The following is a 15892-nucleotide window of genomic DNA, read 5'->3' as shown; positions in this document are numbered from 1 at the left end:
TAACACTTAAATTATACAAATTTATAAACGCTAGCTTAACTTTTCAACGTATCTAACAAGTTTATCGATGGTAGTTAACTTAATCTTATGTTGTTCAGCAAATTTAAGCAACTGAGGTAAGCGCATCATAGAGCCATCATCGTTCACTAATTCACACCCTACAGCTGCGTGATTAAGGCCAACTAACTTTGCTATTTCAACACTTGCTTCAGTATGACCATTGCGTGCTAAGACTCCACCATCATTTGCAATAATAGGAAAAACATGACCGGGAGTAATAATATCATCTTTAGTACTCTTTTCATCAATAGCAGTAAGTATCGTGCGCGTTCTATCATGAGCAGAAACACCTGTTGTAATACCATAACGTGCATCAATTGATGTAGTAAATGCAGTGTGAGGAATAAGCTTTTCATCTACATTACTTTTCCTCATAAATTCAAGGCCTAGCCTACTCATATGAGGTCTTGTCATAGCTAAAAATACAATGCCAGTACCATATCTAACCATAAAAGTTACATGTTTTGGCTCTAGTTTTTCAGCTAAGACAATCAGATCACCTTCATTTTCTCTATCTTCATCATCAACTAAAATAAACAACTTACCAGAACGGGCATCCTCTAACACATCTTCCACAGGAGAAATGCTGGATAGACTCATTGATACATAAGTGGTCTGTACCATAATTTATTTAAATTCAATCTTAACTACTTTATATAACTTCTCTCCGCTTGGCACTACCACTTCCACATACTCGCCAACTTTTTTGCCAATTAAAGCACTACCTAAAGGTGAACTAGTAGATATCAACTGTTTTGAAACATCAGCTTCATACTCACCTACAATTTTATAAATATATTCTGCTTCACTACCATCATCACTGAGCATGCTTAATGTTACTGTTGCGCCAAACATTACTGAATCGCCAAACAAGCTTTTCACTTCTATTACTTCTGCGTGTGAAATCTTGTTTTCTAACTCCATTATACGTCCTTCAATAAAACCCAACCTTTCTCGTGCAGCATGATACTCCGCATTTTCGGACAAATCACCTTGATCACGTGCATCAGAAATAGCTTGTATAATGGAAGGCTTTTCTTCCTTTAATTTCTCAAGCTCGGCTTGCATATGTTCAAAACCTTCCCTTGTCATAGGAAACTTATTAACAATTGATGAAGCCATAACCACCACCTAAACGTAATTAAATTGAGTAATAAAATTACTCACAACATTGAAAATATTGTCTTTTATACCATCATTCATGCTGTTTGACAACTTTTTTAAAACCCCAGGGTGCACAGTATGGAAATAATTGATAAGATCATATTCAAATTTATTGACATCGCTTATTTGCACCTTGCTTAACTGATCATATAGATTAGAAAAGACGTACATCAGCGCCACTTGCTCTTCTATTTGCATAGGTGAATGCTGTCTTTGCTTTAATAACTCAACAAGATATTTACCCTTATTTAAGGATAGTTGAACACTAGCATCGAGATCAGAACCAAATTTTGCGAAATCTTCTAACTCTCTATATTGAGCCAAACTTAGCTTTATAGAACCAGCAACTTTTTTCACAGATTTCAATTGCGCAGCAGAGCCAACCCGCGAAACTGATAAACCTATATTTACTGCAGGACGAAATCCTTTATGAAATAATTCTGACTCTAAGAAGATTTGTCCATCGGTAATCGAAATTACATTAGTTGGAACATATGCAGATACATCACCAGCTTGAGTTTCGATAATAGGCAAAGCAGTTAGAGACCCCTGCCCTTTTTCATCAGACATTTTAGCAGCTCTTTCAAGCAAACGAGAATGCACATAGAATATATCTCCAGGATAAGCTTCACGGCCAGGAGGACGCCTCAACAATAAGGACATCTGCCTATATGCCACAGCGTGCTTAGATAAATCATCATAAACCACCAAGCAATGCATTCCATTATCACGAAAAACCTCTCCAATGGTGCAACCAGCATAAGGTGCTAAAAATTGCATAGGCGCGCAGTCAGATGCACTAGCCACAACTACAGTTGTATACTCTAATGCCCCACTTTCTTTTAGCTTATTTACCACTTTTGCTACTGTTGAAATCTTTTGTCCAATAGCAACGTAAACACAGTAAACTTTTTGGTTTTCGTCCACTTCATCATTAATCTTCTTCTGATTAATGATGGTATCAAGCGCAATAGTAGTTTTACCGATTTGTCTATCGCCAATAATTAATTCACGCTGTCCTCTGCCTATTGGAATTAGTAAGTCTATAATCTTAATTCCGGTTTGCAGAGGTTCATGCACAGATTTACGATCAATAATGCCTGGCGCCTTAGACTCCATGTCCATTTTGTTTTTGGTTCTAATTTTCCCGCCGTTATCTATAGGGTAACCTAATGCATTTACAACTCTTCCCAATAATTCATGCCCTACAGGAACCTGTACAACATTACCACTGCATTTTACAATATCCCCCTCTTTGACATCACGATCATTACCAAGTACCACTATCCCAGCTATATCATGATCTAAATCAAAAACTATTCCTTCTATACCACTTGCAAAGAATACCTTTTCACCAAATTTTGCTTTTTCAAGTCCATAAACCAATGCAATACCATCAGTTACTGAAATCACTTCACCTATACTTTCTCGCTTTACAGGATTATCAAACGCCTCAACTTTTTCTTTTATTATGTTTACTATTTCAGAAGCATTTATACCGTTTTTCATACATAATTCCTTATTTTCAATATTTCCATTTTACTCAAATCAACCAATCTATCTAAGTAACTTTTCAGCGAAGCATCAATCAAATTAAAACCATACTTCACCACAAAACCGCCCAGTATAAAAGGGTCAACCACGTTACTTACCTTTGTTATTTTACCAAGAAAGTTTAGAGATTCAGTAATTATTTTTATATCAGGTCCCTTTAAAGCCTCTGCTGACTTTACGATAACTTCTAATTCATTTTCATTTTCTCTCGCAAGATTTAAGAATTTTTCTAATATCAGGATTAATAAATTAGAGCGCCTATTTGCGGATACAACAATAATAAATTTCACTAAGTTCTCACTTAAGTTTTTATCTATAGAGAGTATCGCTTCTTTTTTGCGTGCAAGAGAAATCATAGGATGAGATAGATATATAAAAATATCACGTTGATTTTTAAAAAAATCCAACAAAAATTCTACTTCTTTTCTTATAGTATCTAGTTTATCTTCTGAGATATAAAACAGCGCTCTAGCATAAGATGAAACTAAATTATTGTATTGAGTCCTTTTCATATAAAATTACTTATATATAGCCGTAGCTTGACCACAAAATCCAGCCTAAAAAATTTAGATTCCAGCGGGCTTTGTTGTGTAAAAAAACTACTGACAAATTCATTATAAAATAGCTATCAAGGGAAAAATATTCTAGAAACAATGAAAGTCAGTAATTACACTTAATATAACAGATTTCTCAGAGAAAGGGAAGTATTTTTTTATTATCAATGAAGCAACTTGATATAAGAAATGCAAAGCAGCAACTATCTGTTGCAGCTTGTACAATGGAAGCAATTTATTAGCAAAAGAATTTATTTCTTTTCTTCCGCTCCGCATTTGTCCATGATGGAAGTATTTCCAGTATCACCTACGCCACCGATTACTTTTGTCACAATAGCTTTTACACCAAAAAACACAGCGCAAAATACACCAAGTGCAAAAAGAGCAGGCCAAGGCATTCTACCGAATATCGCGAGCAAAGCTGCACCTATTATTACTATAGTCATAAGAGGTCCGCCTATTCCCCAAACGTATTTAATGATATTGCATATTACTTTGGTGGTTGCATCAAGATCACTATCAGCAGCACTGCTCATATGAGAAAAGGAAATAAATAATATTATAAGAAAAACACCAAAAACTTTCCTAATTGTAGGGTTCATCCCTATACCTTAAATTTAGACGTTGCAATTATATCTAAAATAGTATATTTTTTGGTAAAGCTAGCATAAAGACTAAGAAGGTTCAAGCACCAGGAGACAATGGAGAGCAGCTAATTAACTGCCTTTGATATCACTGAGCAAATTTCCTATTTTTTTTTTACTTTACTAAAGAACCCTTCAGATTGTCGTTGCATGTTTGCCTTTTCTTCTTCTTCAAGCGCTTTCAACAGCTCAATTTGTTTTTCAGTTAAGTTCTTTGGATTTAAAGTTTCAACTATTACCTGCACATACAAATCACCACGTACGTTTGAATTCATACATGGCATACCCTTTTCTCTACAGCGTAGTTTGGTACCAGTTTGAGTGCCTTCAGGAACCTTTACTTTTATTTTAGCCCCATCAATTGACTGGACATCAATTTCACCACCAAGCACTGCTAATGTCATTCTTATAGGCACTTTGCAATGTAAATCTGCTTTATCCCGAGTAAAGATCTTGTGTGGAGCGATTTTAATATATACGTATAAATCTCCGCTTTTTCCACCTCTTACTCCAGCTTCTCCTTTACCACTTACCCTTACCTTAGCACCTTTCTCTATGCCTTTTGGAATTGAAACTGATATATTGACTTCATCTCTTCTGCGTCCATTTCCACCACATTTTTTGCATTTATTCTGTATTATTTCTCCTTCCCCATAACATGTTGTACATGTTCTCTCGATTGTAAAAAAGCCCTGCTGGGTCCTGATCCTACCGCTTCCTTGGCACATGTGACACTGAACTGATTTGAAAGTTCCTTCGCTACCTGTACCTTTACATGTGTCACATTTTACATTTGTAACGTAATGTATAGGCACTTGTATCTCTTTAAATGCGTCTTCTAAGGTAATTTCAAGATCATAACGTAAGTCCGACCCAGGCACTTTCGTTGTGTTTCTCTTTGCCCTACTTGATCCCCCAAATCCTCCGCCAAAAAAATCGTTGAATATGTCACTAAAATCTCCCGCAGCCTGGCTAAAATCAAATCCACCAAAACCACCATCCTCATATCCGTAACGATCATAACCTGCCTTTTTTTCAGGGTCAGACAGAACCTCATACGCAGCCGTTATTTCTTTAAATTTTTCCTCTGCTTCTTTATTACCAGGATTTCTATCTGGATGATACTTTAACGCTAATTTCTTATATGCTTTTTTTATCTCATCAATACTAGCATTTCTGCTTACTTCCAGCAGTTCATAGTAGTCTTTTGTGCTCATATACAACAGTTCAGTATTTAACCTTTAAAGATAGGTACTTCATACATCAATTTCAAGTGTGGCCTCTGTTTTCTGCATAGACTAAAAACATTGTGCACCCTGAGCGACTCGAACGCCCGACCTTTTGATCCGTAGTCAAATGCTCTAATCCAACTGAGCTAAGGGTGCCTTTGATAAAATCAACTTTATCAGATTTTACAGCTTGATTCAATTGGTTTGGCTAAAAATAAATGGCACCAAAGTTAAATTAATGGTATGACGAATTTACTAATACCCTTAACTTAAATTTAATAAATGCAAAAGAAAATCTAGCATAAAATTATTGGAGACATAATGAAAAAATTTCTTCTATTTATAGCTTTAGTCCTATCTTTTGCATTTGATGCAAATGCCGATAAGCAGAGTAAAACTCAAGGTGATGAAACATCAGAAGTGATATGCAGCATAGTAAAATATACCCAAAGCATAGGTGGGCCGATGATCACAGTAGTAATAATAGGTGCAGCTCTGCTCGCAATATTTGGCAGAATGCCTTGGCCTGCTCTTTTTGCACTCGGTGCATTTACTGCCGTGTTTTTTGGTGCACCAAAGATTGTAACAGCAATAGCACCAGGCACAGTAAAGGCATGCATCCCGTAGAAAAACGCTAATCTTCTGGCAAAGCTGCGAACTAAAGAGCCTCAAATTTTAGGTAAGTGATACTTCTAGCATCATTTACCTAAATTTAATCAAAGCGGAGTAGCATAAAATATGAAATTATTGGAGGTATAATGAAAAAATTTCTTCTACTTGTGGCTTTAATTCTCTCCTTTGCGTTTGATGCAAATGCTGATGTAACATCACAAGTGATATGCAAAATAGTAAACTACACTCACAGCTTAGGTGGGCCGATGATCACAATAGTAATAATTGGTGCAGCTTTACTTGCAATATTTGGCAGAATGCCTTGGCCTGCTCTTTTTGCACTTGGTGCATTCACTGCTGTGTTTTTTGGCGCTCCTGCTGTTGTAACGGCAATAACAGGAAAAGCAACAACTTGTACCCAAAAAGGATGCACCGAGAATAAAGGAACTTGGGATGACACTAAGAAAGAATGTACTCTTCCGTAATAAACCTTTACAGATGATATACGGATAAAAATTTCTGAGTTTCAGCGTCAAGCGCTGGAATGACAGGTATATGGGTGCATCCAAGTGCCTCCTTTTTTGTCATCCCAGTACTTGATACTGGAATCCAGGATACTATTTTAGTAATAAATATTTAAGAAATCTACCAAACGAAAAAAAGCAAAAGAAGCCCCGTGGTGGCTAATTATTTACTAGCTATCTTATAACATTGGCGTTTTTGATGTCTTAAACGACTTATAGGCGCATTTCAGCTTATATAGGTAAAAAACCAAAAGTTTTAAAAAGACATACAGTGCACATAGTGCAAAAAATTAAACACGAGACGCCAAATATGCTAAGTTTTTTGTCATTTAATCTGCACAGACTGAAGATAAATAATAGCTTCAGTACTATGATAAAGATAACGGCGGAGGTTGTCAAGTAGTTTTTTGTTTCATCAAACGCACTATCAAAAGTTTGTTATACGAGAAGTCTAAAGTATATTGAACTTAGGACGTATCTTAGCTATACTCTGCGATGAAGTTAACAAAATTTTCAGTAAAACTGATTTTTAGCTGAGACAAATGCAAAGTGAACTCTTTTGATATAAATGGTATTAGAATAATCGGCAGGTGCTTTATCAACCTCTTGTTGAGGTTTGGCAGTGCATTTATATTTTTTATTCAATCTCTATATCACTGCTTTACACCGCCGTACTATTTAAGCAACATAGCAAGACAAATTATAGAGATAGGCTTTCTTTCATTGCCAATTGTTGGACTTACAGGGGTTTTTATAGGAGCAGTGATAGTCTTGCAAAGCAGCTTGAGTGGTCCATTGATTAGTCAAGAGCAAGTAATACCTAAGCTTGTCACGGTCACCATCATTAAAGAGTTAGGACCAGTTTTAATCAGCTTAATAATGGTAGGAAAAGTTGGATCATCAATTGCGGCAGAAATTGGCACAATGTACATCACCGAACAAATAGACGCACTTACAACCTTGAACATCAGCCCTTTCAAATACTTAATTGCACCAAGGATTTTAGCGTCAGTTATAGTATTCCCTATACTTACAGTATGTGCAGATCTAATAGGAATATTCGGGGGATATATCACTGCAGTTTTTGAATTCAACCACAACGTGAACATATATATAAAATATACAGCTCAATTCTTCAATATGAACGATTTTATCACTGGGCTAGTGAAAGCAACTGTTTTTGGCGTCATAATTTCTGTCTCAAGCTGCTATTACGGTTACCACTGCAGAGAAGGTGCTCGAGGAGTCAGCATTGCTACAACATCAACTGTTGTTTTATCATCCATACTGATTATTTTAGCAAACTACATGATTACTTTGATGCATGCATAGTCCCATAATATCAATATCGAACTTAAGCCTATCTTTTGATGATAAAACGGTATTAAACAACATAAGTTTTGATATATTTAAAGGAGAATCACTAGTCATACTCGGTGGCTCAGGGAGTGGCAAGTCTGTATTAACAAAAACAATCATTGGCTTGCTGACACCGGACTCAGGGTCTATTAAAATAAATAGCAAAAGCAAAAATAAATTTGGAGTTTTATTTCAGAATTCCGCCTTATTCGACTATGTTACAGTCTGGGAAAATATATCTTTTAATTACACGAAACGCTTCAATATCAACAAAAAGGAGGCAAAGCAACTCGCAATTGAAAAATTAAATGATGTCGGGCTGGAGAAAAACATAGCAGATATGTTTCCGATAGAGCTATCAGGTGGAATGAAAAAAAGGGTAGCGCTTGCAAGAGCAATTGCACACAACTCAGAGATTATTGTATTGGACGAGCCAACTTCAGGACTAGACCCAATTATGTCTGATACAGTAAACGAAATAATAATAAAGCTTTCTAAGGATTCCAGCTCTACAATTATCACAATCACACATGATATTCATAGTGCATTTAAGATAGCTGATAAGACAGCAGTATTATATGAAGGGAGCATCATCTCCCATGGAACTGTTCAAGAAATAAAAAGTACTAAAAACGAATATGTAAGAAAATTTATTCGCTACGTACGTACAAAGTAAAAAATTCTCTATTTTGTTACTTGCTTTCGAGGCATATAATTCTCATCATGTTTTGCAAACACTGTGTCTGCTAAAAAGGCGCCACTGCCGAGCATTTTACCTTGTACAACAACACCACTTTTTTCTGAAAACATTGGTGGGAGTATTCCCTGATATTTTACCACAACGCTCTTGTTAAAATCTGTCATTTGAAAAACCACTTCACTTTCGTTGCGTATCACGCTATCCTCAACAATCATTCCACCGATACGGATTGGCTTTTTATTCTTTGGTAAAACTATTGCTTCACTTACTGTATAAAAAAATGAGATATTTTCTTTGAGTGTTGTTAGGATGAGAAAAACTATACAATTTAAAAAGAAGAAAACTCCTGAAGCTATAAGTAATCGCTTATGTTTTTTCTTCATCATTATTTTTAAGGCTTTCTAAGGTTCTTTTGCTTTTAATATAGCAAGAAATAGTAAAAATCAGTTCCCCAGCAATCAATGCAAAGCCAACAAGGTAAGCGAAAATTACATATGTATTCATAATGTACTATCAACAAATAACTCACCTGCATCAGAATAAATTAAACTTCCATCTTCTTGCTGTAATACCAATCTACCACTTTTATCTATATCAATAAAAATCCCCTCGTACAATTTGCCAGCTAACTTTACGATGATTTGTTCATTCATTTTGAACGCTCTTTTCAGCCACATTTCCCTTATAACATAAAACCCGTCAAACATCCACTGTTTTCTTAGTTTATTAAAGTTTATTATTAATTCTTTTAATAGATCTGTGTTAGATACAGACTTGCCGTAGCTGCTAACGTATGTTGCTTCTGAAAGTGGTGCATGATCAATATTAATTCCAATTCCTATAACTAACCAATTTGAATTAGATTTTTTTTCAAGCAATATTCCACTTATTTTCTTACCACCCACCAAAATGTCATTTGGCCATTTATATTGAATGTTACTATCACCTATAAATAATGATAATGTATTGCCAACAGCAACAGCAGTAACAAAAGTCAATTCTGTTAACTTACTTAGATTTTCTCTATCATTCCAGCACGTAACTCCGGAATCCAGCGTTGGAATGATACCAGAACAATTATATAAGAGATCTGTAATTAAACTTGCACAAAAATTACCTTTTGGAGAAACCCAGCTTTTCCATGTGCGCCCTCTACCATCTGTTTGCTTATCAGCAATAATAACGGTTTCATTTGATATCTCTTTATCAATTAAGTCCAATGCTTCCCTATTAGTGCTAGAGACTTCTTTATAATGATGAATATGAAAGCCCTCGAATATTTCAGGAATCACTTTATAACCCTTGAGTTACTAAATGAATTAGCGAGTATAAATCCTCTACATATATAAAAAGAATGATGTTGATTAAGGAAGCCACTGAAGTGATGATGAATAGCCCCTTATGGTAAGTAATTTTATTACCATTAGCCTTATCAAAATACATAGCTTTTATGATATTTAGGTAGTAATAACATGATATAACACTTGCTACTACAAAGATCAAAGATAGACTGATAAAGCCTGAGTTTATTAGAACTTTAAATATAAATAGCTTAGCAAAAAACCCTGCAAGTGGCGGTATTCCTGCCATAGAAAGCAATAGTATAGAAAGATGAAATGCTAAAACCGGGTGTTTCTTCCCTATACCAGATAAATTTGCAATATTGCAATCGTCATCATCAATTTGTATGAAATATGAGAACAATCCTATGCTTGTAACGATATATATCATCAAATACGTCAAAGAGCTGTCTGTTCCCATCCGCGTAAAAATAGAAAGCGAAGCAAATATGAAGCCAACATGACCTATTGAACTGTAAGCAAGCAGCCTTTTTAGGTTTTTTTGTCGCAAAGCCCCAAAAGCTGAGATAAGCACAGATAATGCTGAAACATATAAAAAAACAGGTTGAACATAATTTTTGACATTTACTAATTCCTCATTCATCAGTCTAATTAAAAATGTTACAAGTGCAGCTTTTGGAGCAGTAGAAAAAAACGCAGTCACTATGGTAGGTGCACCTTGATAGACATCAGGAGCCCACATATGAAAAGGAACAATAGCAAGCTTGAAACACAAACCTATAAGGATAAAGAACAACCCAAAAACTATTCCATAGGTTACCTGATGGTTTTGTACAAATGAACTTAACTGAGAAAAATCGATTTGCCCTGTATATCCATAAAGTAGCGACATTCCGTATAACATGATGCAGGAAGATAACGCACTGAGCGTAAAATATTTCACTCCTGCTTCGCATGAATAAACTGAATCTTTATTAAAGCTCGCAAGAACATATAAAGGTATACTCATCAATTCAAAAGCTAAATAAAAAGAAATTAAATTATTTGCTGAAACCAGCGTTATCATGCCAAACAGCGCAAAAAGAATCAGTATTGAAAATTCATATTTATAGTCATATTTTGACAAATTCAGCAGCAAGAGTACTAAAACTCCTACGGTAAGGATCAATCCTTGGGCCGATCTGATGTATAAGTTAAGTTTTAACAGTGAATTGAAGAAAAAAACTTCATTATTTTCTGCTAAGAGAACTAAAACAATCAAGGTAATCGCTGTGCAGCCTAGTGCTAGCAAGTTAATAGTACGGCGGTTGAACACGATCCCAAGCAGCAGCAATACTAACGAGGAAACAATAGAGAACGTTTCTGGCAATATCTGTATATAGCTCATAGGACGTTATACTTGACTAATAAATTTGCCATACATGGCTTCAAATAATTTAGTGCAAGAGTTGGGTAAAATCCAAGCAAAATAACAAGCACTGCAAGCAGAATTAAGACAGAAAATTCTATGCTATCTAAACTGTTATTCAATAATCTAGAATAGCTGACTCCCCATATCGTTTGCTTGCATAAATTCAGCATATAAACTGCACTCAAAATGGTACCAAGTGCAATAAACCCTGTAAAAAATCCTATGCTCTTAAACACCCCAATCATAGCCAAAAACTCACCTATAAACCCAGACGTTCCAGGCAACCCAATCGAGGCCATTGAAAATAAAATAAACATAAAACCAAATTTTGGCATCGTGTTTACTATGCCAAAATACTTTGCAATCTCCAGAGTTCCAGCTCGAGTATATAGCACCCCAACACACAAAAATAAAGCAGCAGAAATAAGGCCATGACTAATCATTTGAAACACAGCACCAAGTACCCCCTCCTCACAAAATGAAAAGAGGCCAGCAGTTACGATTCCCATGTGCGCTATTGAAGAATAAGCTATTAGCTTCTTTATATCGTTCTGAGCAAATGCAACTAGTGAAGCATATATTACTGCAATTGCGCTTAACACAACAATGAAACTTGAAAAATAGAGACTTGCATGAGGAAGCATTGGAATAGAGAACCTTAAAAATCCATATCCTCCCATTTTAATAAGCAGGCCAGCTAAAATTACCGATCCAGAAGTTGGCGATTGCACATGCGCATCAGGAAGCCAAGTGTGGAATGGAAACATCGGAACTTTTATTGCAAAAGAGACAAAAAATGCAATCCACAACAATGATTGCACCCCAAGATCAAGACTTGGCATTAATGTGGCTAATTTTTGTATATCGAATGTTCCAAAGACATTATACATATACACTAACCCAAGCAAAAACAACAATGAACCGGCAAGTGTATAGAGAAACAATTTAAATGCCGCATATACCCTTTGTTTTCCTCCCCAAACACCGATAATAAAGAACATTGGTACTAAAGCAGCTTCAAAAAATACATAAAAGCTTACGGCACTCAGTGAAATAAAGAAACCGACCAGAAAACTTTCAAGCAGCAAAAATAATGCCATATACGGCTTGAGAGTGGTATAACTCATTTTGCAATTGTAGAGTACACAAATAACAAATAAGAAAGTTGTGAGTAGAAGGAAAGGCAGCGATATACCATCCACCCCTATTCCTACGTTTCTAATTGGGTAGCTAACGAGCTGAAAGTCCGCATTATTATAATCAAATCCTATACAAGCTACAATGCTAAGTAAAAACGGCAGTACAGCAAAAAGTAGAGAGAGGAATCTTAGGTATATGGATTTATGATTGATCTTGATCAGAGATAAAATCAACGCTCCTATTAGTGGAAGCAAGAATATACTAAGTAACAACACTTTCTATTTAATTCCAATAATATACAAAGCACCGACTATTAAAGTAAAAAACATAATAAACGCATAATCAAATATGTAACCTGTCTGTAACTTTATAGAACTTTTTGAACACTCATTAACCAAACTTACCACACCATTTGGTCCAAATGAATCAACAGCTTTAACATCAAACTTCCATAGAAACCTAGATATAAACTTCATCGGTGCAACTATGACAAAATCATATACCTCATCAAAGTACCATTTATTCTGCAAAAATTTAAGTAAAAATTTACTTTTAATCTGCTGAAATTTTTGATAGCGGTAAATCAAGTACGCAAGCGCTATTCCGCTTAGACTCACTAGAGTTGGTAGTAACTTTATAAAGAAGTTACGGACTTCATGCTCATTAACAACTACTAAACTTGATCTCCAAAACGCATTACTAGTTATATTCAAAACATTTGCTCCCCATATTCCAGAAAATACCGATCCAAGAGCAAGTATTAGTAGTGGTATGAGCATAATTTTCGGTGCTTCATGTATATTAATTTTACTTTGTTTTTGGCTATGAAATACAAGAAGCAATAACCTCCAAGAATAAAACGCCGTAAAGAACGCAACAACCAAGCTCATTACAAAAGCAAAACTATCAGCACTATAAGCGTGCTCAATTACTAGGTCCTTTGAATAAAAACCTGCAAATGGAAATATCCCAGAAAGTGCAAGGGATCCAATCCACATGAGAGCGTAAGTGCAAGGAATTTTTTTCCAGCAGTTTCCCATTTTCTGAATGTTTTGCTCATGATGCATTGCATGAATCACATTACCTGCACTAAGGAATAATAAAGCCTTGAAGAAGGCGTGTGTCATTAAATGAAAAATAGCTACATTGTAAGCAGAAAGGCCACACGCCATGAACATATAACCAAGTTGGCTGCAAGTTGAATAAGCAATTATTTTCTTTATATCGTTCTGAGTAATCGCAACGGTAGCCGCAAAAAAGGCAGTAAGCGCACCAACAATTACTATCAATTCTTGTGCTACATTTGACAGCTCAAACAACGGAGAGCATTTTGCTACTAAAAATATACCTGCCGTTACCATAGTTGCTGCATGAATGAGTGCAGAAACAGGGGTTGGCCCTTCCATTGCATCTGGCAACCAAACATGCAGGCCAAGCTGAGCAGACTTTCCCATACAGCCAATAAAAAGTAATATGCATATTATATGAACCACTCTGAATTCACAACAGAACGCCCTAATGTTCTGTGCACCAAGAAGATCAGCTGTGTCAAAAATTTCAGCAAATTTCAAAGAATGAAATGTATAATAAATAAGAAAAATCCCGATTAATAGCGCAAAGTCCCCTACTCTATTTACAACAAATGCTTTGAACGCTGCATTATTTGCAGAGTATTTCTGAAACCAAAATCCTATGAGTAAATAAGAGCACAAGCCAACTCCTTCCCAGCCAAAGAAAAGCTGCACAAAATTGTCACTCACGATCAGCACAATCATGCAAAACGTAAACAGCGATAAACAAGAAAAGAATCTAGACTTTCCCTTATCATGTTTCATATAACCGATAGAATAGAGATGAACTACCAGCGAAACGGTGGTAATTACAATCAGCATCAAAGATGAGAGAGCATCCACACTAATCGCCAAATTTACTTTTAGGACGCTCAACGAAAGCAAAGGGAATAAACTCAAGTGATAATTTTGAGAAAAGGTGAAAAAAACATACCAAGATAAAACAGCAGATATTCCGATTCCTGCAGTTGTTATTAACTGACTAAAAATATCTCTTCTAAAAAGCGCTGCAAATAATGAACTAAAAAGTGGCAAAAACACTATTAATTTTAGTATATCAGTCATACCTTCACTCTTTCATTAAGTTCGCTCGTTCAACATCTATATTGCCACAGCTTCTATAATACACAACCAATATTGCAAGTCCTATTCCTGACTCCGCTGCGGCAACAGTCAACACAAACATGACAAAAATTTGCCCAACTATATCATTTGTAAAAGCAGAAAAAGCGACTAAATTGATATTAATTGCTAGCAATAATACCTCTACTGACAATAATATATTGATTATACTTTTACGGTTGATGAAAATACCACACACTCCAATAGTGAATAAAATAGCGGCAACTACCAAGAAATGATTTAATCCTATTTCCATTCTACTCCTTTTCCAAATTTAGCCTTAACCAACTTTACAGATGAGGATTGTGTCAATTGCTTTAATATATTCTGTCTTTTGATTCCTTTTTTCTTATCCTGCAAAGTAAGAGCAATTGCACCCACAATTGCAACAAGTAGCAAAATGCCAGAAAGGTGAAAAGCGTACATATAATCAGTATAGAGCAAATTACCGATGGCTTTCACATTATTGGCATTATAGTTTATAACATTGCTTATATTCAGTGCTGAGCTGCGGATTACGAAACTGATAATGAGAAAAAACACGACACATAATATAGAACCAACAGTCAGATGCTTTGCAAAACCTTGACGCAATCTTATATAGTCAATATCGAGCATCATAACTACAAAAAGGAACAACACTGCAACTGCCCCGATATATACTATTAGCACCATCATAGCAATAAACTCAGCTCCAAGGAGAATAAAAAGAGCTGCAGAGTTAACGAAAGTAAAAATTAAAAATAATACTGCATGCACAGGATTCCTTGTGCTGATCACACAAACAGAGGATAAAATGCTAAGAATTGCAAAAAAATAAAAGAAAAAAGTCATTAATATTTAACTGCAACAACAGTTACTACTTTAAAGTAACTATTGCTATGAAGTCAATAAACTTATTGCATGGCAGCGTGTGTCACGAAACGAAAAACTACTTGACAAGTCCCTCCAGCTTTTTCACCTTAACAGTAAGGGTATTTTTGACTCAAAACTTGTTTTTGATCTGCACGCTCAATAACAAAATTCAGTAAAAAACTCAGGGTATTTTTGGCGGATTGTATCAAATTATAACGGCTGCATGTCTTTTACATTTTTTCTACATTCAGCCAAATCGCGCTTAAACTAAGCGTCAGTAAATTATTATAGCGCCAATTTAAAGAGTCAAAACTTGCCACTCTGGATTTCTTTGCCTTTTTTTTCTATTTAGTAAATTTCTTAAATATTTATAGCTAAAGCAATTCAAAAGCCCGTGAATGGTGTTACTCCAGCGCGTAACGCACAACTGTACGAATATTGCAATTAGCAGGTAATTTGCAGGTGGCCGAGTAGACCGGTGGAACTTCCCCACCAGCCCCTCACAGAACTGTGCATGAACCTCTCGATTCACACAGCTCTTGTCATTTTTAGCCTTTACATCAAAGACCTACCTTAATTATTTGCTCCTCCCA

General features: G+C 35.6%; 18 protein-coding genes and 1 tRNA gene. 4 read left to right on the top strand and 15 right to left on the bottom strand.

What is annotated here, in order from left to right:
• Positions 1-30: 30 nt before the first annotated feature.
• The 7 genes from ribB to AB6N09_RS00700 form a co-directional block, all read right to left on the bottom strand.
• Positions 31-684 carry a 3,4-dihydroxy-2-butanone-4-phosphate synthase gene (gene ribB / locus AB6N09_RS00730; RefSeq protein WP_411131056.1) on the bottom strand — a complete coding sequence of 218 codons (654 nt, stop codon included), beginning with the start codon at positions 682-684 and terminating at the stop codon, positions 31-33.
• 3 nt (positions 685-687) lie between these two features.
• Positions 688-1182: a transcription elongation factor GreA gene (gene greA, locus AB6N09_RS00725; RefSeq protein WP_411131055.1), complete on the bottom strand. Its 495-nt coding sequence runs from the start codon at positions 1180-1182 to the stop codon at positions 688-690.
• A 9-nt stretch (positions 1183-1191) separates the two neighbouring features.
• Complete coding sequence (atpA, locus tag AB6N09_RS00720) at positions 1192-2733, bottom strand: F0F1 ATP synthase subunit alpha (protein ID WP_411131054.1); 1542 nt, start codon at positions 2731-2733, stop codon at positions 1192-1194.
• Positions 2730-3290, bottom strand: a complete 561-nt coding sequence (gene atpH, locus AB6N09_RS00715) for an ATP synthase F1 subunit delta (protein ID WP_411131053.1) — start codon at positions 3288-3290, stop codon at positions 2730-2732. The genes atpA and atpH overlap by 4 nt, the downstream gene beginning before the upstream one ends.
• 293 nt (positions 3291-3583) lie before the next feature.
• Entirely contained in the window at positions 3584-3934 is a 351-nt protein-coding gene (locus AB6N09_RS00710; RefSeq protein WP_411131052.1) for a TrbC/VirB2 family protein, read from the bottom strand.
• Positions 3935-4080: 146 nt separating this feature from the next.
• Complete coding sequence (dnaJ, locus tag AB6N09_RS00705; protein WP_411131051.1) at positions 4081-5193, bottom strand: molecular chaperone DnaJ; 1113 nt, start codon at positions 5191-5193, stop codon at positions 4081-4083.
• Between the two features lie 93 nt (positions 5194-5286).
• Positions 5287-5361, bottom strand: a tRNA-Arg gene (locus AB6N09_RS00700).
• A 165-nt stretch (positions 5362-5526) separates the two neighbouring features.
• On the opposite strand from AB6N09_RS00700, the gene AB6N09_RS00695 reads away from it, so the two are divergent.
• The 4 genes from AB6N09_RS00695 to AB6N09_RS00680 all read left to right on the top strand — a co-directional run bounded on the left by AB6N09_RS00695 (position 5527) and on the right by AB6N09_RS00680 (position 8376).
• On the top strand, positions 5527-5832 hold the full coding sequence (locus AB6N09_RS00695; protein ID WP_411131050.1) for a TrbC/VirB2 family protein: 306 nt from the start codon (positions 5527-5529) through the stop codon (positions 5830-5832).
• 131 nt (positions 5833-5963) lie between these two features.
• Positions 5964-6302, top strand: a complete 339-nt coding sequence (locus AB6N09_RS00690; protein ID WP_411131049.1) for a TrbC/VirB2 family protein — start codon at positions 5964-5966, stop codon at positions 6300-6302.
• A 588-nt stretch (positions 6303-6890) separates the two neighbouring features.
• Entirely contained in the window at positions 6891-7673 is a 783-nt protein-coding gene (locus AB6N09_RS00685) for an MlaE family ABC transporter permease (RefSeq protein ID WP_411131048.1), read from the top strand.
• Entirely contained in the window at positions 7666-8376 is a 711-nt protein-coding gene (locus tag AB6N09_RS00680) for an ABC transporter ATP-binding protein (protein ID WP_411131047.1), read from the top strand. The genes AB6N09_RS00685 and AB6N09_RS00680 overlap by 8 nt, the downstream gene beginning before the upstream one ends.
• Before the next feature lie 8 nt (positions 8377-8384).
• Here AB6N09_RS00680 and ccmE read toward each other — a convergent pair whose 3' ends face one another.
• Genes ccmE through AB6N09_RS00645 form a run of 8 tightly spaced genes read right to left on the bottom strand, consistent with a single transcriptional unit; the run spans position 8385 to position 15278 of the window.
• Positions 8385-8783 (bottom strand): cytochrome c maturation protein CcmE, encoded by a 399-nt coding sequence (ccmE, locus tag AB6N09_RS00675; RefSeq protein ID WP_411131106.1) that lies wholly within the window; start codon positions 8781-8783, stop codon positions 8385-8387.
• Positions 8767-8904 carry a CcmD-like small membrane protein gene (locus AB6N09_RS05720; RefSeq protein ID WP_458783164.1) on the bottom strand — a complete coding sequence of 46 codons (138 nt, stop codon included), beginning with the start codon at positions 8902-8904 and terminating at the stop codon, positions 8767-8769. The genes ccmE and AB6N09_RS05720 overlap by 17 nt, the downstream gene beginning before the upstream one ends.
• Positions 8901-9692 carry a biotin--[acetyl-CoA-carboxylase] ligase gene (locus AB6N09_RS00670; RefSeq protein ID WP_411131046.1) on the bottom strand — a complete coding sequence of 264 codons (792 nt, stop codon included), beginning with the start codon at positions 9690-9692 and terminating at the stop codon, positions 8901-8903. Before AB6N09_RS00670 ends, AB6N09_RS05720 begins: the two co-directional genes overlap by 4 nt.
• A 1-nt stretch (position 9693) precedes the next feature.
• Entirely contained in the window at positions 9694-11088 is a 1395-nt protein-coding gene (locus AB6N09_RS00665) for an NADH-quinone oxidoreductase subunit N (RefSeq protein ID WP_411131045.1), read from the bottom strand.
• Entirely contained in the window at positions 11085-12527 is a 1443-nt protein-coding gene (locus AB6N09_RS00660; protein WP_411131044.1) for a complex I subunit 4 family protein, read from the bottom strand. Before AB6N09_RS00660 ends, AB6N09_RS00665 begins: the two co-directional genes overlap by 4 nt.
• Before the next feature lie 3 nt (positions 12528-12530).
• Positions 12531-14387, bottom strand: a complete 1857-nt coding sequence (gene nuoL, locus AB6N09_RS00655) for an NADH-quinone oxidoreductase subunit L (protein WP_411131043.1) — start codon at positions 14385-14387, stop codon at positions 12531-12533.
• Between the two features lie 4 nt (positions 14388-14391).
• Positions 14392-14700 (bottom strand): NADH-quinone oxidoreductase subunit NuoK, encoded by a 309-nt coding sequence (nuoK, locus tag AB6N09_RS00650; RefSeq protein ID WP_411131042.1) that lies wholly within the window; start codon positions 14698-14700, stop codon positions 14392-14394.
• A complete protein-coding gene (locus tag AB6N09_RS00645) occupies positions 14691-15278 on the bottom strand; it encodes an NADH-quinone oxidoreductase subunit J (RefSeq protein ID WP_411131041.1) in 588 nt (195 codons plus the stop codon). The genes nuoK and AB6N09_RS00645 overlap by 10 nt, the downstream gene beginning before the upstream one ends.
• Positions 15279-15892 lie beyond the last annotated feature (614 nt).

It is taken from the genome of Wolbachia endosymbiont of Tettigetta isshikii (genome assembly GCF_041154185.1).
In the GTDB taxonomy this organism is placed as follows: domain Bacteria; phylum Pseudomonadota; class Alphaproteobacteria; order Rickettsiales; family Anaplasmataceae; genus Wolbachia.
The sequence above is the reverse complement of the archived record's forward strand: the minus strand, read 5'-3'. Positions and strand labels throughout refer to the sequence as shown.